The following is a 21758-nucleotide window of genomic DNA, read 5'->3' on the forward strand; positions in this document are numbered from 1 at the left end:
CAGTTCCTCATAATGAGTAACCATACGTGAACGGATCTCTTCTAGCTTACGGTTGAGTTGGGTAGCTTCCTCTGTTTTACCTATTACCCTTCCGTACTTCAAATCCCATTTCTGTGGAAGGATTTCAAGTTTGGTACTAAACTGAGCTACTTGATTGTCAATGGTAATACGTCCCATAATAGCAACTTTACCGTTCTTCTTTGGGGCATTCTTTTTAAGGTAAAACAATACCTTAAAGGTTGAGCGTTTTACTTTTTTCATACTCTAATTTTTTAATTTGCGAAAGTACTTTTTATCAAGTTACTGTACAATATGAAAAAAGGTGTAAAACACTGAAATATAACCTACTAATAAAAATATTTTTTCAAGGTATTAGGTAACGATTTAGAAACCTAATTTTGAAAAAGCCTGTCCAAAGCATCTAAGACTCTGTCTTCTCTTATCTTCCTATCAAAAAAATAATCCTCTTTGTATGAGCTAATTACATTATTTTTTGTAGTTTTGCATTTTAAATTCTATTTTCTTAGAAAATAAAAAAACGTTCCACGTGGAACGTTTGAGTAACCAATAACAATTAAAAAATAATAAAGCAATTTCTATTTCTTTTCATTAAGTGCTTTTACTACTTCTGCAGTGATATCCTTATCACTTTTGCCATAATGTACACTTCCTCCATCATTGGCTCCAAGAATAAAGTCATAATTATGTTGCTTTCCATACTCCTTAATAAAGTTCTTTACTCTCTTAAGTAATGTATCCATTTTGGTACGACTTTCCTCCTGAATAGCTTGTTCTTCTGCCATAAGTTGCTGTTGTAACATCTGGCTTTCCTGTGCTAATTCACTATATTTTTGCTGTGCGACAGCAGGTGCCAAGCTCTTAGCCTGTGCTTCAAAAGCTTGTGCTTTTACTTGAAAAGCTTGAGAAATACTATCACGCTTGTGTTGATATTTATCAATCTTTCCTTTAAGAAGGGTTTCTAAATTTTTCTTTTCTTGATAATCATCCAAAAGCTTACTATTATCTACAAAAGCAATTTTCTGACTCTGCTGGCAAGAAGCAAGACTCAATAAAAGACCAATACTTAGAATAATTTTGTTCATAATAATACATTTTCAAAAAGTGGGACAAATGTACAAAATAAAATAATCACTCTATTTGTTTTTAACAAAACAAATAGAAAACAAACAGATATTTAACTTTTTATTCTACTTAAAACCACTAAATATTTACTTTTTATCATTTTATTTCTTTATCTTTAACAGATAGATCAGCGATGAATATTCTCCTGTGCATATAGCAGAGAGATTAGAACAAAAACCTTGATAAAACCCTTTAAAAAAGTTCATTTTCCCCGATTTATATTTTTCAGAAAGTAAGCTCACATAGAAGGCATCAAAGAACATGGGTTTTATCTCTATAAGTTCAAACCCTTTCTCTTCAAAGAGCAACCGAATACTCTCCTTAGAAAAATGCCAGAGATGGCGAGGCACATCATAAGCTGCCCAATATTCTTTATAATATTGCGCATCTCTACTTCTATAATTCGGCACTGCAATAATCAACAATCCCTCCTGATTAAGGTGTTCTTTAAGAAAATCTATTTCTTCCTTTAGGTTAGGAATATGTTCCAACACATGCCAAAGAGTAATTACTTCAAAAGTTTCTTCAACCCGATCTTGACTATTCTGTAGAAAAATTCCCTTCTCCCCTGCCCTATCACGAGCTTTTACCTCAGGCTCTATTCCCATCACTTTCCACCCTCTCCCTTTAGCTACACGTAAAAAATCACCCGTACCCGCTCCTATATCTAAGAGTTTTCCTTTCGGTATATATTTTTCTATTAACTGCATTTTCCGTTGAAGTGTATATTTCTTCACCCATTGATAGAGTTTTTCAAAAAACCCTCTCTTTCCATCTGTATGGGAAATATAAGCGTTACTTTGGTAATATTTTTCTAAGTTCTTAGGAATAGGAGTAGTATAGTACAGTTGATAATACTTATCATATATCAATGAAAATTCCTCTCCACTCACGCTATAATCTATTATGTTCATATTTCTTTATTAAAGTTCTTAAGATGTTCCACGTGGAACATCTTAATTATTAATACACTTTTAAGCATTTCTCTTAATTATTCCTTATTTAATTTATTAATCATATTAATACCCTAAATAATAAGTTCTTTTCTTAATTTAATACATTTTCGCTTACACATGAAATTAGTTACATTTTTGTTCTATTTTAACATAATCCTCTACAAGCGCATAATTTTATTAAAAATCCTTATTTAAAAATATTTTTTTACTCAATATGTTCCACGTGGAACATCTTAACCGCCATTATTAATTACTGAATATTCTCTTAAATAATTTATTTCATAACCTATTACAATATACTTAATTTTATTTATTAATATCTTAAATAACAAATTCTCTTTTAATTCAATTCATTATCTTATAAAAAACAGCTATACTTCTTTAAATACCATAAAAATCAGCCTTCAGAAACAGGTTAAATTTTTATTTTTATTTCTTTTTAATATAAATCCTTATTAGTAGTATAGATCTCTTAAAAATACCTATTTAAAATCATTTTTTATTCTTCAATCTTTATTTTTCACTTAATATATTATACGCGGAATACTAAGAATGTATAAATACTCAATATTGGCTACTAATCCTTATTTTTTATTACTTTGAAATTCTTTAAGGTAAAAAGGCTCAAAGTAGGCTATATTTTCAAAATGTTGTTGGTTATATTGTTTAAAAGCTAAAACTCCCATCTGCTTAGCTGAAGGAAATTTATTCTCCCAAAAATAAGCATTTTTATGCTTACAAATAGCTTGGAACTTAGTGATTCCATCTCCTAAAAAAATTGTTTTTCCCTCATTAAGGTAAGTATCAAACGTACTTTCTGTAAGAATTTCTGCCCTCTCCCCTACTATAGGAGAAAAATCATGATTATATACAGCAGTAAAGACTTCCATCCTACGAGCATCTATCATAGGGATAATATATTTAATATCTGTAAATTCATACGTTACCCTTTCAGCTAAAATGCGCAAAGTAGGTAAGGCTATCAAAGGAATACCCCATCCATAACATAAGCCTTTAGCAGTAGCAGTACCTATACGCAACCCCGTATAGGAGCCCGGTCCTGCACTAATGGCTATAGCACTTATCTGATGAGGGTCTACAGCACTCTCCTTGAGAACTCTTTCTATAAATACATGTAAGTTCTCTGAATGAGAGAAACTCTCAGTTTGTTCCTCCACCAAGCATACTAAATTACTATCTGTAAAAAGGGCTACAGAACAATTCTTTCCAGAGGTTTCTAAAGATAATATAGTAGGCATAAGTAATCTCTTTTGGCTGACAAAAGTACAAAAAAACAGCAAGTTTGTAATAACTTGCTGTAAAAAATAAATCATTTGCAAAGGTAATTATTTGTTTTCCAATACGTCATCAAAGAAAAGAAGCATTTGATGAGTATGGTACTTTCCATATTTGTAGAAAGTTTCTTGTGTTTTAGCATCCGGTTTCCAATCAAGGAAAGCATGCGTAGCGCCTCCTACTTGTATATATTCCACACGCTGACCTGCTTTCACTAAAGCATTCATATATTTCTTTACCTGTTCATCCTTAATCAGAGGATCCTCTGTTCCTCTAAGCAATAGCTGGGGAACTGCACGCTTGGAGACTTCAGGAATGCCATTGATAGGTGCTACTTCATTGCGGTATGGATAGTCCTTAAAACGATAAACGAGCGTTTCAGGAGCAAATACCCCATAGCTGGGAGCGACTGCCTTGATAGCCTTAGCAAGTTCACTTTTTACTTGGGCAATAGTTTTCCCTTTAGGCATATAAGTAGGTAAAAATTCATATATTCCTTGAGTTTTTCCAAAACCTCTGTCCCCTACTCTCTCTACAAAGTTAGCCACCGAAGCAGAAAGATGTCCACCTGCACTATCACCTGTTACACAGATACGAGTAGGATCGCCCCCATATTTAGTAGCATTTTCCATGATATGTAACAAAGCACCATACACATCTTCAATGAGTTGATGTAATTCAGTAGGCGTTTTGTCCCCATCCAAATTACCTGTCCAACGATAATCTATGTTAAAGACTACATAACGACCACTATTGGCTAACTCACGAGCAAAACCACGCATCACTTCTTCTGTATTGGAACTCCAACCACCTCCGTGAATAATCACAATACAAGGGAGGTTCTGCTTACCCTTAGGCGAATACACATCATACTTGAGGGTCTTTACCCCTGGCTTAGCATAGATGATATCTTGAGTTACATTTAGGTTTGCCTCTGCTTCTTTAGGAACAAAGCAAGCACCTATACTTAAGTCCTTATCTACTTTCACTTTAAAAGTAGGGGTTACCGATTCGTAATACATGGCACCCCATTGTCCAGGGGTAGAAAAGTAGCCTGTGTCAAAGCTATAGTCATTCTCTGGAGTGGTTTGGATTGTAAGGACAGTGCCTACCTTGACCATGCCATCCTTAGGGAGCTTAGGACTAACAGTATAGGAACCATTACGAGCGGGATCAAGGGTTACCTTGAATTTCTTTTGTGCATAGACTCCCATTGAGAGGAGTGCTACTATGCTAAATAATAATAATCTTTTCATTTTTCTCTTATTTATATGTGATTTTAAGGTTTCTAAAAAGCCTATTAAGTAAAATCTTACTTTCTTCATTTCTAGAATATTGCTGAATATTTGCGAATAAAATAGATAGAGAGTACAGTTCCACACATAGTAGTAGCTTATTGGGCTATAGCAGGGATAGTAGTCATAGAAAGCACAGAAATGACTAAAATTTGCTTTAAATTTGCTTTCATATACAATTTTCATTTACTTATTGAAGAGTTGTAATTTCGCATAGAAATCTTCCAAAAGCAATCGGGTGTCCAATTGGTCATATACACGGATCTTTCTCCCTGAAGGATTCGCCTTGTAGGTGCCTTCGTTTGTAATCTGTGGGGCAGCTACTATGCGGTAAAGGCTAGAGGAGGGATCGGCTTCAAAGGAGGATTGCAGAGCAGTCAGTAGCACCAGTGGGTTATCTCCTTGTATGTAGGTCTCACCTATGTGCAGATCAAATCGTTGGGTACGCTCCATTACTCCTTCTATCTTTTGGGCTAAGAACTGACCTAACTTACCTTGGGACTTTACGCGAGTGGTCAGTTCAGCATAACTCATAAGCACTTGGCGATAAGCGTTTCTTGGTACTTGCCAGATCATCACTTCTGATTGGTTGAAAACGACCTGTGCCGCAGGGACAGAGATACCTAGATTGTATTCAACAGTGGAGTGATTTGGCGGTAGGTTGATGCCCTCATACTCGGAGCCTCCTATCCAAACCAAGGTGAATTTCTTGGCAATCTCAGGGCGCTTGAGCAGCGCAGAAGCTACATCGGTAAGGCCTGCCCCACTGACGATATACAGCGGGAGCTTGGTATCGGTACGCAGTGCCTCCTTGATGATAAAGTCGGTAGCCTCCGATTCGGTAGGGGTATGGGTGTTGGTAAGCCCTACATTGGAACCTGCCAAAACAGGAAATTTACCTTTCATACCCATAAGAGTTACCAGTTCTTGGGCATTGCGCTGGGCATTCTGTGCTGTTACGGTGGAGTTATCAAAGGGGTCATTGGGTTTCAGGTGAGTACCTACCACTGCCTGTACTTCTGCTGAGGGGGAGAGTAGCTGGTGTACCAACTGAAAATAACCATCTGGATCGCCTGAAAAGTCATTCAGCACAATCACCCGCATACGCGGCTTGATTACCCTTTGTGCATCACGATAGTAAGTCTGTGATATAGCAACAGTACCCACCATTAAGGACATAGAAAGGGTAATGAGCTGTTTTATAATTACTTTCATCTTTAAAGTTTTGAGTTATTAGTGGTTAGTTTTTAGTCTATTACAACTAATCACTAACCACTTTTCATTATTCACTTTTATCTTTTATACTTAGCCGTACGGGCATCCTTAATCACCCCTTTCCAGTTGAGTCCAAAACCAAAATCATATACATTGCCTTCACTGTCCTTGTGGCACTCCATGTCAAAAGGTACATCCTCAAACTGTTGCTCTACCGTCTTCATATTGGCAGGCATCTGAGTAGGGAGCAAGGCAGAAGGCTCTACCTTACCAGAGAGAATTTCCAAAAGAGCTTGTTCGGAAGTACCGAAGTTAAGCAAGATACCATCTACCTGTTTTTCAAACTCATGGAATACCATAGGGCGAGAGGCAGTGATGGAAACCACTACTGGTTTTCCTTTCATCTTTTCTTTGGTTTCCAATATGTTATACAGGTCGGTAATATTGGAGGCATTGGCTGTTTTTCCCTTATAAGAACGGTCAGTTACTTGTGGAGCAATTACCTTATCTCCTGCGGCTATACTGTGCTCACGAGCATACTCAGCGGTATAGGTGTTGTACTGTAGGGAGATAGGAATATAACCATTTTCACCTGCTTTAAAGAGTTCGTCGTTGTAACCTGGGTGATTTTGAGTAGGGCTCTTAACAAAGACAATAGCAAGATCAGCCTTATTGGGATCATCAGTTACATTGAAATACTTCTTCACATTCTCTATATTCACAGGATAAGCGATGTTGCCCTCAGTATATACCCCCCACCAGTTGCGTTGGGGTTCGTTATACACCTTAGGAATATAGACGGTTTTCTTCTTGTCAATGGGCAATACATGTCCTTTGTTCTTGAGCATGATGATGGATTTGAGCTGGGCATCGTAACCTGCTTTCATGAACTCAGGATTTCCTACAATCTTAGCACTTTCCTCTGGGTTTAGGTATGGATTTTCAAACAGACCCAAGCGGAAGATGTTGCGCAATAGGCGTACAGCCGATTTCTCAAAACGTTCTCTCATATAGGCTTCACCATGTTCTTTCACCCCTATCTTATAGGCTTCTACCACAGGAGCTACCATGTTGTTACCACCAAATTGGTCTACTCCTGCCTCCAAAGCCTTGTAGTGAAGCTGTGGCAAGTCTAAGTCTTCTACCCCCCAAGGCTTACCAGCAAAGCCCCCTGGTGTGCTTGGTTCCTTGGCAATGATGAGCCAGTCGGTACATACCACTCCGTCAAAGCCGTATTTGTTACGCAATAGGTCAGTTATGATATATTTGCTAAAGCCATTACCTACATTTTCATGGTTTTTAGTGTCTTGATTATAAGAAATAGTGTAATAAGGCATCACCGCAGAAGCGGATTTGGTCTTGCCATGGAGCTTAAAGGCACCTTCGGTAAAAGGTTTTTGGTGCATCTCAAAATTCTTACCTGGATATACAGCATACTTACCATAGGCAAAGTGGGCATCACGACCACCTTCGCCTGCTCCCCCACCTGGAAAGTGCTTACTCATAGCATTGACACTCTCATAACCCCAACCGTCTTTGATCTCAGCCTTACCTGTAGAGGTTTGGAAACCATCCACATAGGCACGTGCCATATCGGTAGTCAGCTCTGGAGACTCACCAAAGGTGAAGACCATGCGGTTCCAGCGAGGTTCCGTACCTAAGTCTATCTGAGGAGAAAGGGCGGTAGTAATCCCCATAGCACGGTATTCCTTGGCAGCAATTTCACCAAATTTTTTCACTACAGCAGGATCAAAGGTGGCGGACATAGCCAGTCCATCAGGCCAAAGAGAGATACTTCCTCCTGCTCCTGCATTATATTCAGCAGTTACCAAGGTGGTATGACGTGGATCGGAGGAGATATTCACAGGAATTCCCAAGGGTAATCCTTCGCTGGTGCGTTGTAAGTTGTTACTCCAAATGGCTGCATCTTTGGGAGAGGAAACAGTAGTGATGAGCACATGACGTACATGATCGCGATCCAAGAAGATTTTCTGTTGGTCAGTAAGGTCAGAAGGTTTGGCACCACTCTCAGCATAAGGCTTACCTGAATAAGTACTTTTGCGGTAGCCATCAGGGGGACCTGGTACAGCTTGGTGGTTACTATAGAGCATAAGCCCCGCAATTTCCTCTATGCTCATTTGTTTAGCAAGGTCTTTGGCACGTTCTTCTACGGGCAGGCGCCAGTCCTCGTACTTGTCTAACCTACCGTTCTTGTTCAGATCTTTGAACTTTTTACCTCCTACGGTAATGATTTTTACCCCTGAGGAGGTACTATAACCCAAGGTAGCTCCTTTTTTATTGGTAACATATTGAATATCGGAGTTCTGTGCTAATGCAGTAGTCATTCCTACACAGAAGCCTAAGGTTAAGAGAATATTCTTTGTTTTCATAACAGTAAATAATTTAAATTTATGGTTTTAATTCTTTGAATTTCATAGTAGGATGTAGTACGTCATGTACTTTTCTGACTATTTTGCCTATCTTTAACATAGCACTGCCTTTAATATCGCGGCTGGAAGCTCCTATATGGAAGACATAGTTACCTGCATCAGTAATCCAAGCCCTTTCTTTGGGGTTAAAGGATGCCAAGTCTTCTTTTTGGACAGTCATTACAAGAGTTTGGCTTTCCCCAGGGGCTAAGACATGGGTTTTAGCAAAGGCTTTAAGCTCTTGGGCTGGCTTATCTACTGCTCCCTTAGGTGCCATAACATACACCTGTACTACTTCCTTACCCGAAGCCTTGCCCGTATTGGTTACCTTTACACTCACCTCTATGGCATTTCCTTTGTCAGCCACCGCAGGCTTGTCATAGTCAAAGGTAGTGTAAGAAAGTCCATACCCGAAGGGGTAAGAGACCTGTTTCTTGAAAGAGTCAAAATAGCGATATCCTACATAGATACCTTCTTCGTAAAGGGTGTAACCTATGTTCTTTTGGTCTTTGTATTTTTCTAACCCATCAGCAAAAACAGGCACATAAAGCCCATCAGCAGGGAAATTTCCATAAGTGGATACATCTTTGTACCTAACAGGCCATGTCATAGGGAGCTTGCCTGAGGGAGAGAGCTTGCCTGAGAGGATTTCCGCTACAGAGTTACCAAACTCCTGACCACATTGCCAAGGTACCAAAACAGCATCGGGGGTATGACTCCAGGAGGCGGTTTCAATAGCCCCTCCTATGTTGAGTACCACCACTACCTTTTTACCTGCTTTGTGATAGATATCACATATTTTGAGAATCAGTTGTGTCTCAATATTATTTAGGTAGAATTCCTTTTCACTACGGTCAAAACCTTCTCCTATAAGGCGTGGGAATGTGATGACAGCCAAGTCATTATCCATAGCAGCTTTAGTAAGATCACTATTGGCAGGAAGCCTATCCTTAGGTAAGGGAACCGCTTCCCACCAATTGCGCTTGGTTTTGGCTATCTCCTCTTTTTCCTGACGGATATAGTTGGTATAGTAGTTAGTAACCGCACGATCTACTATATAACCTTGGTTTCGCATACCCTCAACCAAGGAAATGGTATAGGCACGATTTACATTTCCAGAGCCTGAACCTCCTGCGATAGGGTCATAACTAGCCACCCCATAGAGGGCTACTTTCTTAATATTAGCAGCAAGTGGAAGTACCCCTTTGTTTTCCAACAATACAGTTCCTTCAGCAGCGGCATTGCGGGTTACGATAGCATGTGCCTTGAGGTCTGGCTCATTGCTATAGGCATACCTCTTAAAGCGAGGAGTCTTAACGATCAGTTCCAAGATACGGCGTACATTGGTATCCAAGTATTTTATATCCAAGGTACCCTTCTTTACCGCTTCTTCAATAGTGGTTACATCCTCGTCTTTTCCTGGTTCTATTAGGTCATTGCCTGCTTTCATATTGGCTACACGATTGGTGCCTTTGTTGCGACGGATAGGATCCATACCCCCCATCCAGTCGGTCATCACAATCCCCTTAAAGCCCCATTCGTCGCGTAAAATGGTCGTTAGTAGGTCATAGCGCTCGCTGGTCATGGTACCATTAACCAAGTTGTAGGAGGACATCACTGTCCAAGGTTGTGCTTTTCTGATAGCAATTTCAAAGCCTTTTAGGTACAATTCGCGGGCAGCACGAGGGCTCACCTGTGCATCGTTACCCAAGCGGGCGGTTTCTTGGTTATTGACTGCATAGTGCTTGATAGAGGTACCTACCCCTTGGCTTTGTATCCCATTGATATAGGCGGTGGCAATCTCCCCTATTAGTACAGGGTCTTCAGAATAGTACTCAAAGTTACGCCCATTCAGTGGGTCGCGATGTAGGTTCACTCCAGGAGAGAGCATCACATCCACCCCATACTCTTTAGCTTCTTTCCCAATGGCTGCTCCTACCTTGGTAACCAAGTCGGTATTCCAAGAGCTGGAAAGGCAGGTGCCTATAGGAAAGTGGGTACAATAATACGTCTTGCTGTCATAAGGACGAGTAGGATCAATCCGTACCCCTGCAGGTCCATCGGAAAGTACGGCCGAGGTGATGCCTAAGCGTGGAATAGCCACGGTAGTACCTGCCGCACCAGGAACTAACTTAGAGAAAGAACCAAAGTTAGAGTTTGCTTTATCGGTAACTCCTGCCATACCTGTTCCTACAACCAATAGAGCCTTTTCGTGTAGGGTCATTTCTTTAAGAACTTGGTCTATATTCTGGGCATTTAGCTTTACTTGTGCAAGTGTCCCTTCAGTAATACCCAAAGAAAAAACAATTAAGGTTTTGATTATCAATAATTTATTTTTCATAATTATAAGGATAAATATTTATTTCACGGTTAGTATTATTCTATGATATCGGGTAAGGGAAGGTGTTCCGTTATCGGTAGCTTCCAGAACTAAGTGAATAGTTTGTCCCTTTTGAGCATCTGTAGGAATAGTAATTATAGGACTATTAGTAGTAGCTTTTTCTATGGTTACTGTATTGGGATAGCTTCCTACCAGGAATTGTCGCCATTGTAGGGTAACTTTGTCCTTATCAGGGTCAGTTACCTTACAACTAAGAGTTACTCGCTCCCCAGCGTGAACGCTTTTCTCTTCTATTCCTTGTATAACAGGCTCATGATTAGCTTTCTTATAGTCATCAGTTACAGACCATGCCATACGGGCAGCAAAACCATTCTGCACAGCAGCAGTAAAATCCGGAAAGCCTACCTTTCCACGTACATAAGCGGGAATGTCTGCAGCTTTTACGTCCGAAGGTACTGCCATCTTAGCTCCCGTCCAACCGCCAAAGGTGGGATCCTCATCGGCACGTAAACCATTATCAATGAGGTTCAGGTAGCAGAAAGTATCCCCTTCCGAGATAAAAGTTCCCTTGGGTAATAGAGTAGGCATCCATAAGATATACCCTTTTTCCTTGAGCTTGTCCTTACCCAATTCACTCACCCCAAAGAAGTCAAAGATATCGTCCTTGACCATCTGCTTGCCGTCACCCCATACGCGATATCGCTCACCAAAGAGTCCTTTGCTACGTATGTATTGTTCTGTCCACTCGGGTGAATAGAACACCTTGTTTTCCTCCTTGACTCTTAAGGGGGCAAAGAAGGTCAGATCCACCTGCATCCCATTGGGATTGAGTTCCTCTATCTCAGGCCAGAAAGGGTGAATATAGCGAGCATAGGTATCATCCTGATCCATCGAGAGGCATAAGACTACTTTCTTTGAAATACGTGCCTTGAGTTCCTTCCAGTAAGGTTGCTCACTATAAATTTCCTCAATGGATTTAAGAGCACGAGCAATGGTACTAGCTCCTCCCCATGCCTGAATGTATAGCGGACTGTCATCTTCATCAAGAATACACTGCTTGATGAGTTCTGAACCTGGAGTATCTTTAGAGAAATCCCCATCAAAGGCAACATTACCTTCTCGGATTTTAGATAGCAAATACTCTGGAGTAGGATAATCGGGGTGATGTACCTTAAGGTTCTTATACACTTTGGCATAAGTCTCCACATTCTCATGAATAAAACGTTCCTTAGGTACATAGCGCCAAGAGGTCATGGGACGTGTCATACCTACACGCCCATATTCGCGGTTGGGTACATACCAAGTGGTTCCCTTCCCATCACCCTTCCAGTGGAATTGGCTACTGGCATAGATAAGGCCTTCCACCCGAAAGTCGGTACTGTACAATAAGAAGCGTATCAGGGAGTTGTTATCATCCAATTCAGGATCAGCAGTAATAATGATACGTGGTTTCACCTTCTTATAGGAATGAGTTGTATGAGTGGGTTGTGCATAACCCACTAAGCATACTACCCATAATGCAATAATTATTTTAAAAAATTTCATGGTTTAGATTTTATTTGTAAATGCATCTAAAATTCTACTCAAAATTAGAAATTAATAGTGGTAGATAGAGATACTTCAAACGGACGTAAATAAGAACCAGACATAAGATAATCCTTATACTTGGAAGTATCGGTAACCAAATCCGCTGCCCCAATGGAACCAGTAGCCCCTGTTTGATTAAGGAAGTTAACTACATTAAGGGTAAAGAATATATTTTTGTTCAACATATAGTTTAAGTTAGCAAAAGATTCCCAATGTCCATTAAAATATAAAGTATTGGTCTTATTGATATATTGCTTACTGAAATAGCGGAAGTTAAGTCCTGCACGCCATTTTCCAAAACTATAGGATGGGTCTAGTTCAATAAGTACTTTGGACATAGCGGTAACTACTTTGTTACTCACATCTGCTCCATCGGTAACTCCATCGGGGAAAGTAGCATAAATACTAAGTTTCTTATACTGAGGATTCTGTAAGGTAAGCAAACCATGTAAGGAGAAGTTTTCATAGGAAAGAACAAAATCAGTTGTCCAGCCTATGGTCTGCACATCATAAGTAATAGGTTGAGTTACACTTACTTCTTCTCCTGCAAACTTACCACCTACATTTTGAGTAAGAGTATGGTAGAAGGTAGCCCGTGACTTATAGTTAGTCTGTGAAATGGTAGAAACTTGAGAAACAAGCTGTATCCAAGGATTATTATAAAAGATACCTAATCGTCCCATATTAATATTTACTGGATCTAAGGTAGGGAGTGCTGATCCGGCATAATCCTGAAGGTCAGGACGACGTTTTACATATACATATTCTCCAAGAAGCCCGAAGCCCTTAGCAAGTGTATAACGAATATTATAAGTAGCCGAAGGATTAAAGAAATTATTAGAAAAGGAAGTGATTCCTCCATCACTACGAGCACCTATCCACCAGTTAGGTATACGGTCATTATTCTTGCCATCCTTAGTAAGTGCTGCTGTACCTCCATAACCAAGAGATTCTAAGCGAAGCCCTAAGCTCATCCATAGCTTCTGAGTAATATTCCAATCATCACTAACAAAAAGGGCAAACTTAGTTTCATGTCCGTCATAATATTCTCCACTACCTGGGTTAAAGATATTTGCCATAGCAAGAGTACCATCTGCTCTTTTGGTATAGAGTTGTGCAGGATCTGCCTTTACCTCATGTGCCATAATGGTATTCATCTGTTGTACACCTGCACGGTTATACCAGAGATTGGCTCCTATACGCCAGTTATGGCGACCCTCTTGGAGCTTTCCTTTCCATACAGCACTGGTAATCCAATCACGCTCAAAACCAGGAACATACATAAAGAAACGGTTTTGTATCTTATCCCCTGTAAAAGCACTTCCATCAGCATAGAAATACTGTCCAGGAACATTATTCACAATACCAGAAACAGCACTCATTGCCATACTTACATCTCCGAATTTAGCTTTACTAGTGATATCCAAATCAGTATCATTGTCAAAAGTGTAATTCAAGCGGAAAGTAATTTGATGGTTCTTAGTAGTACCCCCATCTGTCCATTTCTTAGTTTTATGTTCACCGGTCATCACATCCAAGTAAGGAAACCAAGAGGCTTCATTACCATAATAAGCATCTGTACCGAACTTGAAACCATTATATTTTTTTACACTTCCATCTCCTTTATATATAAAAGGAGCATAGGCGGAACCTACGCTCATGTAATAACTATATTGGTAAAGTAAGCTGGCATAACCCTGTCCCTGAGCAAAGCGTTTGTCAAAGAGTGCCTTGTAACTCTGCACACGCTTGGTAAGGTAAGCGGCTTGGAGCTTGTAAGTTCCAGGATCCCATATCTGATTAGAACTGAACATATACCCCCATCCATTACCAAGGCTACCCGTAAGAGTAGCATCAAAGGATTGACGACCAAAGTTATTAAGCTGATAAGAGGCTGTTCCTTTGAATTCTTCAGTGGATTTCTTATGATGACTGTCCAAAATATAACCTACAGTACCATATTGTAGAGCCCCTTCGGTGAGGCTCAAGGGAGCTACCCTTCCAAAGGAAGTACCTCCAAACCAAGAATAATAAGGCATATCAGGCCAGAAATTATAGGAAACAGGAAGTCCATCCTCAAAGATTGTTGTACTTAGGCTGGAGGGTAAGCCTACGTTAATTTGGCGAGGTTGGTCAGTACTGGAAGCATTGAGTAGCATATTTCGGTGCCCTGCTTCCTTATTAGTTGTACTGTCTTTCTTTTGTTCTAAGGCACCCCCTAAGTCTTTCTGTTTAACTTGTAAGGAGTCCACTTCTTGCCCCATCATTGGCATAGAAGCCATAGCTGAGAGCACGATGATATAAATACGATTCATACATTATGATTTTTATATTTCTGCCTCAAAAGTATAAATTTTTATAGAAATAGAGTAAGATAATTAACTTTTATTTATGATATAAATATTTTTTATATAAAAAATATTTATATAAAACCCTCTATTTTCTTAGTAAATATAGAGAAGTTAACATTAAATATAGTTTATAATAATATATATAAACTATTGATTTTTAATACTAAACAATCAGTATAAACCTTAGCTTTTCTATTTAAAAGAGAAAGTGCTTCCTTAAGCATAACTTCTACTATGTTATACATAATCTATGAGATAGTAAGTTTCACAAATTCTCTTTGGTAGAATTAGCCATTTGAATATAAAAAAAGTTGGGATATTGGAAATCCCAACTTTTAAGAAAATTAAAAAAGAAAACTTATAACTTATTCTACATGCTTGTATGCTTTGTAAGAAGAACGCACTAAGGCACTACTTTCAAAATGGCGGAAACCAAGGGTATCTCCTATTTCCTTATACTTTTGAAATTGGTCTGGGGTAACATATTTCCTTACAGGAAGGTGCTTTTTAGAAGGTTGCAGGTATTGCCCTATAGTAACTACATCTACTTTAGCCTCCTTCAAGTCATAGAGCGTTTCTATAACTTCTTCTTCTTCTTCTCCAAGACCCAACATAATGCCTGATTTGGTACGGTGAGCTCCATTTTCCTTTAAGTAACGAAGGACTCTAAGACTACGGTCATATTGAGCTTGAATGCGTACCTCACGAGTAAGCCTACGTACTGTTTCCATATTATGAGAAATTACCTCTGGAGCTACCGCAAGAATACGATTAAGATTGCGTTCTACTCCTTGAAAATCAGGAATAAGTGTTTCCAAGGTAGTTTTAGGACTCATTCGCCGAATAGCCTTCACTGTCTCTGCCCAAATAATACTTCCCATATCCTTAAGATCATCCCTATCCACAGAAGTAATCACTGCATGAGAGATATTCATAAGTTTGATAGAACGAGCCACTTTTTCAGGCTCTTCCCAATCAATGGTCTCAGGACGTCCTGTTTTCACCCCACAAAAGCCACAAGAACGCGTACAGATATTTCCTAATATCATAAAAGTAGCCGTTCCATGTCCCCAACATTCTCCCATATTAGGACAACTTCCAGAGGTACAAATAGTATTGAGTTGATACTTGTCCACCAAGCTACGCAATTCAGTATATTTCTTTCCTGTAGGAAGCTTCACCCTAAGCCATTGAGGTTTTGCTTGCTTTTCTGTCTCTACAGGAGCTGTAGTTGTTTCTGTCTCCATTTTATCTCCTTTCAAAATGAGTGCAAAGTTACTAATTTTTTTTGATAAAAATATTGTACCTTTTCGAGAAAATTGATTTTGATTCTCTGTAGAAAATTTAATGCTAAATAATTAAAAATGAAGTATAAAACCCTTTGTATACTCTTACTAATTCCCATGTATATAATGGGACAAACTACCCTTAAAAAACTCCAACAAGCCGATAAAGAATACAAAAATGTTCATTATCAACAGATATTAGAACTCTTCAAAAATGAAAATCTCCAGCAGAATATAGAAACTCTTTATTAGGTAATACAGGCTCAGTGCGCCCTTATTGAAAAGGATTATAATGAGAATATTGTTAAGTTTGACTATAATCGTCTGGTAAATCTTTGTGAGAATATAAACACTTATAAGGCTTATACATTATTACGTCCTTTCCAACTTGAATACTATAAGGTAATAGCTACCCATTATAAGGTAGATAAGCGCAAGGTTACAAAAAGTGAAAGAGAGTAGTTATACAATCAATTAAAAGCATACAAAAATCAATATCACAATAAAAATATTCTCTATGATCAAGCTATAGAGGCAGCACTAAAGAATCTTCATTAGTACTATAGATGATAATTCAAAGCAATAATCACTCCTAAGTGCATTCCTTCGTGAGTATTATTAAAAAGAATTGCTTCCTCTATGGTATGTAGTGTATATCCAAAGGAAGTAGCATAGGTAGGATATTCTTTGAATAATCCCTTCATGTAATCTTTTTGAAGGCATTCCCCTGTATAGGTAAGCAACTCCTTAAGATTATCTATCTCCTGAGTGGTCGGAATATGTCCATCTGGATAAGTACCCTTCCTATAGGTATTAATTAATTCCTCCTTAACTAAGGTAGGTATTCCCGCCATTCTGTAGCATAGAAGTTACTCGGTAACCACACAATGGCTAATATTCCAAAGAATATTATTATGAAAACCTTCGGGGATGATTGCTAATTGCTCAGCAGTAACCTTTTCTAAATAAACTAAAAGCCTATTACGGATAGCTTTATGCAAATCAAATATAGCATTATCTAACATATTGAATAGTTTAAGTTAATAATTGTATTTTGAAAAAATAAGGGAAGAACAATTTCCTCCAAAACCAAAAGAATTAGAAAGTACATGATTAATATTCTTTTTCTTCAGAACAGTTTGTGGACGTATAATGACCTCTTTCATTGGGGTTCTAAAATTAAGGTTAGGAAAAACAATTCCTTCCCTAATAGCCAAGATACTGAAAATAGCTTCCACTGCTGAAGCTACCGCCAAGGTATGTCCTGTAAAAGGTTTGGTAGAGCTAAAATCAGGCATTTTCTCTTGTGAAAATACACGAATCAATGCCCTACTCTCGGAAAGGTCATTGTTAATAGTTGCCGTACCATGAGCATTCACATAATCAATTTCTCGAGGAGAAAGACCACTAATCTTTAAAGCTTCTTGCATAGCTAAAAAAGCACCTTCTCCCTCCTTAGAGGAAGCCGTTTGATGATAAGCATCATTAGCATTTCCCCAACCAGAAAGTTCTGCTAATATCTCATGTCCCTTATATAGAGCCTCCTTTTCTGACTCTAAAATAAGAAAAGCACCTGCCTCCCCTAAGTTAAGTCCTTTACGATTCTCATCAAAAGGAGTGCAATCTTCATCGGAAAGAATCATAAGAGCATTGAATCCATTAATAGTGAATTTAGAAAGCGCATCTGCTCCTCCTACAGCAACATACTTAGCCCTCCCTGTACGAATAAGATCAGCAGCAGTAATGATAGCATTCGCTGAAGAAGAACAAGCAGTACTGAGGCTTGTAACTAGCCCTTTTATTCCAAAAAAATCTGCTATTTGTCCAGTTATTTCACCTATATTATGAGAGAAAATATATTTGCGAGAGGATACATCGGTAGTATATTGGTAAAAATACTTCTCAGTCATATCCATTCCTCCTACACTGGAAGCCATCACCATAGCTATATTAGAAAAATTATCTTTGGTCATTGGTATGCTTTCTAAAGCTTCTCTCAGAGCTAAAATACCTAAAAGAGAAGTACGTGAAAAATTATTATCTTCAGGCAAATGTAAAGATTCAATAAGGGAAGCATTTGTCTGCTTAATCTCCCCTACCCTAATATGATTTCTGTATATTGTATCTATATTTTCAATAGTAGAAAGCCCCGTATTTCCTTTAAGTAAAGACAAAAGATGCTCTTGTATATTCTTTCCAATACAAGAGCAAATACCCATTCCTGTAATTACAATCCTCTCAGATTTCATCACTTAGTCCTATGCTTTTGAATATAATCCGCCATGGTTTGGATGGAATAAAAAATTTCTCTTCCTTCCTTAGGATCAGCAAGACGAATGCCATAATTTTTGTCTAAAAGCACAATAAGCTCTAAAGCATCAATAGAATCCAATCCTAATCCCTCATCTCCAAACAAAGGAGTATCTGCTTTGATATCTTCTGGAGTAATTTCCTCTAAATTAAGCACTTCTATTATCTTTTCTTTGAGTTCTTTAATAAGTGTATCCATTATTATTTAATTATCTACAATTTTTTTTCTGCAAAGATACAATTTTTTTCATAAAGTCAAATAACAAGAGAAAAATCACTGATGCTATTTTTGATTCATGAGAATCTACACTTAATATTAGTGCAGTTAATACTTATTTCTTATCTTTGTCCCCACAATATGACAAGGAATGAAAGTAATAAAATATCCCTTTTGGATACTCTGGAAAAGTTGGTTTTACCTTTTAGCAACTCTCCTTATTTTTTTATGGTTACCCTTATTACTTATTTTTACAGCTAAGCCACGTTGGTATCATCTTTTCTATTGGGTAGCACGTAACTTATGGGCAATCCCCATCCTCTATGGAATGGGTTTTTTCCCAAGAATAAGGAGAGGATATGCCATTTCTAATAACCGTCATAGTTATATGTTAGTTGCCAATCATACTAGTATGATGGATATTATGTTAATGTTCTATTGTAGTAAGAACCCATTTGTATTTGTAGGAAAAAAAGAACTTTCCAAATTACCACTATTTGGCTATTTTTATAAGCGTATAGCCATCATGGTTAACAGAAAAAGCCCACAAAGCAAGAAGGAGGTCTATACTCAAGCCATGCAACGTATTCAAAATGGGCTAAGTATATGTATCTTTCCTGAGGGAGGAGTTCCTGATGATGAGTGCATTATCCTTGACAAATTCAAGGATGGAGCTTTCCGCATTGCTATTGAGTGTCAAATTCCTATAGTACCTATGGTTTTTTATGATGCTAAAAAACGTTTTCCCTTTCACTTTTTTGCAGGAAGTATGGGACGTATGCGAGTAGATATTCTACCTCCGGTTCCCACTGAGGGCAAATCTCTTACAGAAAAAGATCCTTTGCAAGAGGAAGTGAGAGCACTCATCTTGCAAAGGCTTACAGAAGTATATCCAAAATGACAACCTTCACTGAAACTCTCCTTCTTAGGTAACCTCTTTATCATTTTACTTTACCAATTCAAAATCCAAATAACGCTTGACCAAATCAGTATTCTTTACACGTATCATTACTTCATCACCAAGAGTATAGCAATGCTTGCTTATTTCTCCTATGAGGGCATAGGCTTTTTCATCAAATACATAATAATCATCTTTCATATCACGAGCACGTATCATTCCTTCACATTTGTTTTCAATGATCTCCACATAAATACCAAACTCGGTAACCCCTGAAACTACTCCTAAGAATTCTTGGTTCTTATGTTCTTCCATATATTTAATTTGCATATACTTAATAGAATCTCTTTCTGCTGAAGTAGCTAAGTTCTCCATCTGAGAGGAATGTTTACATTTTTCCTCATACACTACCTCATTAGCTGAGCTTTCTCCATCTAAATATCTTTGTAAAAGACGGTGTACCATCACATCAGGATACCTACGAATAGGAGAAGTAAAATGGGTGTAATCAGCAAATGCTAATCCATAATGCCCTATATTATGGGTAGAATAAGCCGCCTTACTCATACTGCGAATAGCTAAAGTATCCACTAAGTTCTGTTCCTTCTTACCATGCACTTCTTCTAATAAATGATTGATAGAGTGAGCAATACTATCCTTACTCTGCATATTAAGTTTGTATCCAAAGCGAGAAATAATCCCCTGCATTTGTATCAGCTTTTCCTCATCAGGTTCATCATGCACACGGTATACAAATGTTTTCTTAAGTTTAGATGCATATTCTGCTACCTTTCGGTTAGCAAGTAACATGAACTCCTCAATGAGTTTGTTGGCTTCCTTACTCTCTTTGGTGTACACACCAATAGGATTATTATTTTCATCTAATAGGAATTTCACCTCCAACTTATCAAAAGAAATTGCTCCAGATTTCATCCGTTTGTCACGGAAAATTTCTGCTAAATAGTTCAGCGAAAGAATAGCCTCCACTATAGGTTGAATTACTTTGTAACTTCCCTCTGGACGAATAGAAATCTCCTCTGGCATCATAAAATCTGTTAAAACCTCTCTGTAGGGAGTATCAAAAGCCTCAATCACTGCTTGAGCTTCCTCGTATGAAAAACGTGCATCAGAACGAATCACAGTACGTCCCAACCACACATTACGAATCTCAGCCCTTGGGGAGAGTTCAAAGATAGCCGAAAAAGTATATTTTTCCTCCTCAGGGCGCAGGGAACAAGCAAAATTAGAAAGCACCTCAGGAAGCATAGGTACCACTCTATCCACTAAATATACTGAAGTAGCACGCTTATAAGCTTCATCATCCAAAATAGTATTAGGTTGCACATAATAAGAAACATCGGCAATATGTACCCCTACTTCATAATTACCGTTTTCTAACTTCTGGAAAGAAAGGGCATCATCAAAATCCTTAGCATCACGGGGATCAATAGTAAAAGTAAGCACCTCTCGCATATCTCTACGTCGGGCAATCTCCTCTTGCTTAATAGTAGTATCCAGCCCTTGTGCATATTTCTCTACTTCCTCAGGAAATTCATAAGGTAGTCCATATTCTGCCAAGATAGCATGCATTTCAGTATTATGCTCACCAGGCTTTCCAAGTATCTTTTCTATCACTCCATAAGGAGAATTAGCACGAGAAGTCCATTGGGTAATGCGTACCAATACCTTATCTCCATCTTTAGCACCATTACAATCATTTTTAGAAACAAAAATATCAGTATACATTCTCCGATCAGTAGGTACTACAAAAGCAAAGTTTTTCTGCATTTGTACAATTCCTACAAAAGTAGTACGTTTTCGTTCTATAATCTGAGTAATTTCTCCTTCGAGCTTATCCTTACGGCGAGGAAATACATACACCTCTACTACATCTCCATGAAGAGCCTTATTCAATAAGTTATTAGGAATAAAAACATCTTGTGCTAAATCCTTACAAGTTACATACGCATTACCATTTGATGACATATCCACAATGCCTTGATGATAGTAAGTAGCCTCATTAGCCTTATATTGCCCACGAGTAACCTCATTAATATGAGCTTGTTTGACAAGCTTTGCCAATGACATAATAATATCATTACGCATTTCGGTAGAAGTTGCTTTAAGCTTCTCAGCAATTTGCTTCCACGAGAAACTTTTAGTACTATTTTTTTGAAGGATAGCAAGAATATCTCTACTAAAATCTTTATTTTTTTCTTTTTTTGTTTAAATTTTCTTCTACTCATAAGGAAAATTTTAAATTATTTTAATTTGGTTTCTTAAGTTTATACTTAGAAAGTGTGCAAAGATACAAAGAAATTGAAAAACTTCTTAGTTCAAAAGTTTTTCCACATAATTTATATATGAGAAATAAATATATTTTTTTAATTTGAAAATATGATGATGATAATACGGAGTGAATTTAGATAAAAAA

The 21758-nt window shown here is 38.0% G+C and carries 16 protein-coding genes and 1 pseudogene; 2 read left to right on the top strand and 15 right to left on the bottom strand.

The features are described 5' to 3' along the window. The 11 genes from HMPREF9071_RS01550 to lipA all read right to left on the bottom strand — a co-directional run. Positions 1-261, bottom strand: a 261-nt coding sequence (locus HMPREF9071_RS01550; protein WP_009744771.1) for an Arm DNA-binding domain-containing protein, incomplete at its 3' end; no start/stop codon positions are given. Positions 262-596: 335 nt separating this feature from the next. Continuing rightward, positions 597-1103 carry an OmpH family outer membrane protein gene (locus HMPREF9071_RS01555; RefSeq protein ID WP_009744772.1) on the bottom strand — a complete coding sequence of 169 codons (507 nt, stop codon included), beginning with the start codon at positions 1101-1103 and terminating at the stop codon, positions 597-599. Between the two features lie 141 nt (positions 1104-1244). Continuing rightward, positions 1245-2057, bottom strand: coding sequence for a class I SAM-dependent methyltransferase (locus tag HMPREF9071_RS01560; RefSeq protein WP_009744773.1), 813 nt, complete (start codon positions 2055-2057; stop codon positions 1245-1247). A gap of 626 nt (positions 2058-2683) precedes the next feature. Then, positions 2684-3358: a tRNA (adenosine(37)-N6)-threonylcarbamoyltransferase complex dimerization subunit type 1 TsaB gene (tsaB, locus tag HMPREF9071_RS01565; protein ID WP_040357889.1), complete on the bottom strand. Its 675-nt coding sequence runs from the start codon at positions 3356-3358 to the stop codon at positions 2684-2686. An 87-nt stretch (positions 3359-3445) separates the two neighbouring features. Further along, on the bottom strand, positions 3446-4651 hold the full coding sequence (locus HMPREF9071_RS01570) for an alpha/beta hydrolase (RefSeq protein WP_040358144.1): 1206 nt from the start codon (positions 4649-4651) through the stop codon (positions 3446-3448). Positions 4652-4876: 225 nt separating this feature from the next. Beyond that, entirely contained in the window at positions 4877-5905 is a 1029-nt protein-coding gene (locus HMPREF9071_RS01575) for a nucleoside hydrolase (RefSeq protein ID WP_009744776.1), read from the bottom strand. Positions 5906-5982: 77 nt separating this feature from the next. Beyond that, positions 5983-8295, bottom strand: coding sequence for a glycoside hydrolase family 3 N-terminal domain-containing protein (locus HMPREF9071_RS01580; protein WP_009744777.1), 2313 nt, complete (start codon positions 8293-8295; stop codon positions 5983-5985). A gap of 19 nt (positions 8296-8314) precedes the next feature. Next, positions 8315-10675, bottom strand: coding sequence for a glycoside hydrolase family 3 protein (locus HMPREF9071_RS01585; RefSeq protein WP_009744778.1), 2361 nt, complete (start codon positions 10673-10675; stop codon positions 8315-8317). An 18-nt stretch (positions 10676-10693) separates the two neighbouring features. Further along, a complete protein-coding gene (locus HMPREF9071_RS01590) occupies positions 10694-12220 on the bottom strand; it encodes a DUF1593 domain-containing protein (protein WP_009744779.1) in 1527 nt (508 codons plus the stop codon). Between the two features lie 44 nt (positions 12221-12264). Further along, positions 12265-14577 carry a 2,6-beta-D-fructofuranosidase gene (locus tag HMPREF9071_RS01595; RefSeq protein WP_009744780.1) on the bottom strand — a complete coding sequence of 771 codons (2313 nt, stop codon included), beginning with the start codon at positions 14575-14577 and terminating at the stop codon, positions 12265-12267. Between the two features lie 401 nt (positions 14578-14978). Further along, the gene (gene lipA, locus HMPREF9071_RS01600; protein ID WP_040358146.1) at positions 14979-15860 is read right to left on the bottom strand and encodes a lipoyl synthase; all 882 of its coding nucleotides are present in this window, start codon (positions 15858-15860) and stop codon (positions 14979-14981) included. A gap of 117 nt (positions 15861-15977) precedes the next feature. Here lipA and HMPREF9071_RS12190 point away from each other — a divergent pair, with 117 nt between their 5' ends. Then, positions 15978-16151: a hypothetical protein gene (locus HMPREF9071_RS12190; protein ID WP_162859665.1), complete on the top strand. Its 174-nt coding sequence runs from the start codon at positions 15978-15980 to the stop codon at positions 16149-16151. Positions 16152-16459: 308 nt separating this feature from the next. On the opposite strand, the pseudogene HMPREF9071_RS01605 reads toward HMPREF9071_RS12190, so the two are convergent. The 3 genes and pseudogenes from HMPREF9071_RS01605 to HMPREF9071_RS01615 all read right to left on the bottom strand — a co-directional run bounded on the left by HMPREF9071_RS01605 (position 16460) and on the right by HMPREF9071_RS01615 (position 18408). Further along, positions 16460-16924: pseudogene (locus HMPREF9071_RS01605) on the bottom strand (DinB family protein). A gap of 15 nt (positions 16925-16939) precedes the next feature. Then, entirely contained in the window at positions 16940-18148 is a 1209-nt protein-coding gene (locus HMPREF9071_RS01610; RefSeq protein WP_009744786.1) for a beta-ketoacyl synthase, read from the bottom strand. Beyond that, a complete protein-coding gene (locus tag HMPREF9071_RS01615; RefSeq protein WP_009744787.1) occupies positions 18148-18408 on the bottom strand; it encodes a phosphopantetheine-binding protein in 261 nt (86 codons plus the stop codon). The genes HMPREF9071_RS01610 and HMPREF9071_RS01615 overlap by 1 nt, the downstream gene beginning before the upstream one ends. 169 nt (positions 18409-18577) lie before the next feature. Here HMPREF9071_RS01615 and HMPREF9071_RS01620 point away from each other — a divergent pair, with 169 nt between their 5' ends. Continuing rightward, positions 18578-19327 (top strand): 1-acyl-sn-glycerol-3-phosphate acyltransferase, encoded by a 750-nt coding sequence (locus tag HMPREF9071_RS01620; protein ID WP_009744788.1) that lies wholly within the window; start codon positions 18578-18580, stop codon positions 19325-19327. A 45-nt stretch (positions 19328-19372) separates the two neighbouring features. On the opposite strand, the gene rnr is transcribed toward HMPREF9071_RS01620, so the two are convergent. Beyond that, a complete protein-coding gene (gene rnr, locus HMPREF9071_RS01625) occupies positions 19373-21514 on the bottom strand; it encodes a ribonuclease R (RefSeq protein WP_050784924.1) in 2142 nt (713 codons plus the stop codon). Positions 21515-21758 lie beyond the last annotated feature (244 nt).

It is taken from the genome of Capnocytophaga sp. oral taxon 338 str. F0234 (assembly GCF_000192225.1).
Lineage (GTDB): Bacteria > Bacteroidota > Bacteroidia > Flavobacteriales > Flavobacteriaceae > Capnocytophaga.

Bases quoted from the DNA above. Each gene is read 5' to 3' on its own strand.
- HMPREF9071_RS01580 (WP_009744777.1), bottom strand. From the start codon at position 8,295: ATGAAAACAAAGAATATTCTCTTAACCTTAGGCTTCTGTGTAGGAATG.
- HMPREF9071_RS01570 (WP_040358144.1), bottom strand. From the start codon at position 4,651: ATGAAAAGATTATTATTATTTAGCATAGTAGCACTCCTCTCAATGGGA.
- HMPREF9071_RS01615 (WP_009744787.1), bottom strand. From the start codon at position 18,408: ATGGATACACTTATTAAAGAACTCAAAGAAAAGATAATAGAAGTGCTT.
- HMPREF9071_RS01555 (WP_009744772.1), bottom strand. From the start codon at position 1,103: ATGAACAAAATTATTCTAAGTATTGGTCTTTTATTGAGTCTTGCTTCT.
- HMPREF9071_RS12190 (WP_162859665.1), top strand. From the start codon at position 15,978: ATGAAGTATAAAACCCTTTGTATACTCTTACTAATTCCCATGTATATA.
- HMPREF9071_RS01560 (WP_009744773.1), bottom strand. From the start codon at position 2,057: ATGAACATAATAGATTATAGCGTGAGTGGAGAGGAATTTTCATTGATA.
- lipA (WP_040358146.1), bottom strand. From the start codon at position 15,860: ATGGAGACAGAAACAACTACAGCTCCTGTAGAGACAGAAAAGCAAGCA.
- HMPREF9071_RS01610 (WP_009744786.1), bottom strand. From the start codon at position 18,148: ATGAAATCTGAGAGGATTGTAATTACAGGAATGGGTATTTGCTCTTGT.
- HMPREF9071_RS01595 (WP_009744780.1), bottom strand. From the start codon at position 14,577: ATGAATCGTATTTATATCATCGTGCTCTCAGCTATGGCTTCTATGCCA.
- HMPREF9071_RS01575 (WP_009744776.1), bottom strand. From the start codon at position 5,905: ATGAAAGTAATTATAAAACAGCTCATTACCCTTTCTATGTCCTTAATG.
- HMPREF9071_RS01590 (WP_009744779.1), bottom strand. From the start codon at position 12,220: ATGAAATTTTTTAAAATAATTATTGCATTATGGGTAGTATGCTTAGTG.
- HMPREF9071_RS01620 (WP_009744788.1), top strand. From the start codon at position 18,578: ATGAAAGTAATAAAATATCCCTTTTGGATACTCTGGAAAAGTTGGTTT.
- HMPREF9071_RS01585 (WP_009744778.1), bottom strand. From the start codon at position 10,675: ATGAAAAATAAATTATTGATAATCAAAACCTTAATTGTTTTTTCTTTG.
- tsaB (WP_040357889.1), bottom strand. From the start codon at position 3,358: ATGCCTACTATATTATCTTTAGAAACCTCTGGAAAGAATTGTTCTGTA.